General features: G+C 39.6%; 3 protein-coding genes. All 3 read left to right on the top strand.

The features are described from left to right. Nucleotides 1-341 (top strand): substrate-binding domain-containing protein (locus tag FD01_RS04445; protein WP_162257336.1); only part of this gene is annotated, 341 nt, incomplete at its 5' end. 383 nt (nucleotides 342-724) lie between these two features. After that, nucleotides 725-1,546, top strand: coding sequence for a ParA family protein (locus FD01_RS04450; protein WP_054719926.1), 822 nt, complete (start codon nucleotides 725-727; stop codon nucleotides 1,544-1,546). Between the two features lies 1 nt (nucleotide 1,547). After that, a complete protein-coding gene (locus FD01_RS04455) occupies nucleotides 1,548-1,880 on the top strand; it encodes a hypothetical protein (RefSeq protein ID WP_056962832.1) in 333 nt (110 codons plus the stop codon). The last annotated feature ends 710 nt before the right edge of the window (nucleotides 1,881-2,590 follow it).

Below are 2,590 nucleotides of genomic sequence, written 5' to 3' on the forward strand. Positions count from 1 at the left end.
CGGCCTGTTCTGGGATTGTCCTCAACGACTGGCTAACTTGTTCTTGCAATTTACGGCTTATTGTGAGCCGCGATTACGATGCAATCTGCTGTACCGATGATGTTACGGCAATACTGGTAAAGACCTGTGCCGATACGATGAACTACCATCCGCTTATCAATGGGTATGATGGGTCCAACTTTATTCGAACGTTCTTTCCGGAATTGCCAACGGTTCAGCAGCCCATCAAAGAGATGGCGGAGCTGATGGTTGAACTGCTAATCGAGCGAATTAAGTCCCCTAAAACCAAACTGAATTCAGACTACACGTTCCCAATAAAGATAAATCGGGTTCGCGGATAAGTATAACGGTAGGCTCTGTTCTGGAAATGAGGGTCGTAAATTACAATATCGACAGTTAGTTGTTTTACAGTATCGGGAGTTAAACTCCCAGATTGTCCTTCGACAGATTTTGCACAAACAAAGTTTCTGAGCAAACGTATGGTAATTATTATGGTAAATAACATTATAATACATTGAACTTTGTAATCTATATTTTCCGTATTAGCAACGATTTTAAAGTGTTAAAATGTTAAATACCATATTAATACTTATAGAGAATCTCACAATAATTGGGGTCGATTTGGAGAATGCGTAAAAATGTTATTTACCGCAAACGTTAAAAATGTTATAATGTTATTGTAAGCAAGATAACAAAGTAAGCAAATTAATGTGGAGGGAACACAATGGCTGAACCAAAAATTGTCACAGTACTTTCGACTAAAGGCGGAACTGGGAAAACGACTCAAACATATAATTTCGGATTATGGTTAGGGACGCAAGGTTATAAAGTTTTATTGATCGATCACGATCATCAGTGCAACCTCACGCAGACATTTGGGATTTTTGACGCTTCCAACACAGTTGCTGGTATCTACGACAATGAGTTCAAAGAACCTAAGCCGATTCATGATGTTGCGGAAAACGTTGACCTGATTGCTGGATCCATGCACCTGGGTACAATTGGCGAAACTCTCATTAACAAAACTATGAAAGAATTCATCCTGTTCAACTGGTTGGATGAAAATTACGATCGCTATAATATCAGCAGCTACGACTACATCATCCTTGATAGCCATCCAGACCTTAGCATCATTCAAAAGAATGCCGTCATGATCAGTAACCATATCATGAGTTTTATTGAGCCTTCTCAATATGGGGGCTTTGACGCAATGGACTCACTTGGAACTCGACTGGAAGAATTCAAAAACGAAGCGCGAGATCCAAGAACTAAGGATTCTTATGTGACAGCTGACATTTTCTTTGTGGCGAACAAGATCGCCTATAATACATCTACTAGTCATGAGTTTCGTGAAACCGTTGCTCAGATGAAAGACGTAGTTGCGGAGATTCCGTTACGTGAAGTCTTTAATCGCTCAACAATCGAACACAAGATGATTTTCGAATACGAGAAGGCGCCATTGACAGATGGAGCTAAAATATTCTTTGCTGGTGTTCACACTGCTTATGCCGATATGAAAGCTGCAATTGACAAGGAGGAGAAGTAAAATGGCATTTAAGCGGAACGCTGATAAGATCAAGCAAGCAATGGCTGAGTCAGCAGAATCTGTAGTAGAACAAAGCACACCTGTTGAAACGGCAGAAAAGACTGCCACAGAATCTAAGAAGCCAGTTCCACGCCGTCGCCGCAGCATTGGCGACGTAACGCAGGCTCAAAATATTCGGGTGTGGCGTGAAACACACGCAAAAATCAATTTCATTGCTAAGACGCTACTTAATCGAAAAATCTACGAAGTTGTCGATGAAATGGTCGATTATTTCGTCGCCCACAAGCTTACCGGTGAGCAAAAAGAGACATTCAACCAATTATTTAAAAAATAACATAAATGTTATTTATGGTGAGATTTCAAATTCACAAAATGCCGCAATGTACAAAATAACATTTTTGTACATTGCGGCATTTAACATTTTAATATGTAATTAAGGCGTTGATACCGGAAATCGCGAAAAGGTTAAAATGTGTTATTTACCATAATACCACTTATGGTATTATGGTATTGTGTTAAATAACATTTTAACACCGTGATAAAAGCGAAACCCCGGTATTTTGGTAGGTTGCATTTTTCATCACTACTGTGTATATTCATAAGGTGTAGAGCAGTTTAAAACGTTGCATTGAATGAAAAAGCTAAATATTTTTGATTTGAACACACGAAAAAATCCGATAACGATTGCAGTCGTTATCGGATCAGAACAGTGAAGCTGTGTTCAAAGATGGGGAACGCCATCAGTTTTCGATACATATATTGTATCGCTATTTAAGTGGAGCTTCAAGGCTTTACTACTTGAATAGTAGACGCTATATGTTTGCACATGAGGCACCCTATCCGCTGGTATTTGTGACAGTGATAAACACATAATTAGCGCAGGAGCCAAGCTGCGTTAGGCGGGTCAAACCCTGAATCAAGTGGACAGGTATGCATGGCCGCCGCAGTTAAAAAACATGCCGTGGATGTAATCTGGTTGTATTGATGATCAGATTTTTGCTTGCATTAGCTTGTAAATAGATGTTATAGTTCTCACGAAAGCTG

This window comes from Lacticaseibacillus manihotivorans DSM 13343 = JCM 12514 (assembly GCF_001435035.1).
Lineage (GTDB): Bacteria > Bacillota > Bacilli > Lactobacillales > Lactobacillaceae > Lacticaseibacillus > Lacticaseibacillus manihotivorans.

Coding starts and splice junctions, on each gene's coding strand:
- FD01_RS04455 (WP_056962832.1), top strand. CDS start 1,548: ATGGCATTTAAGCGGAACGCTGATAAGATCAAGCAAGCAATGGCTGAG.
- FD01_RS04450 (WP_054719926.1), top strand. CDS start 725: ATGGCTGAACCAAAAATTGTCACAGTACTTTCGACTAAAGGCGGAACT.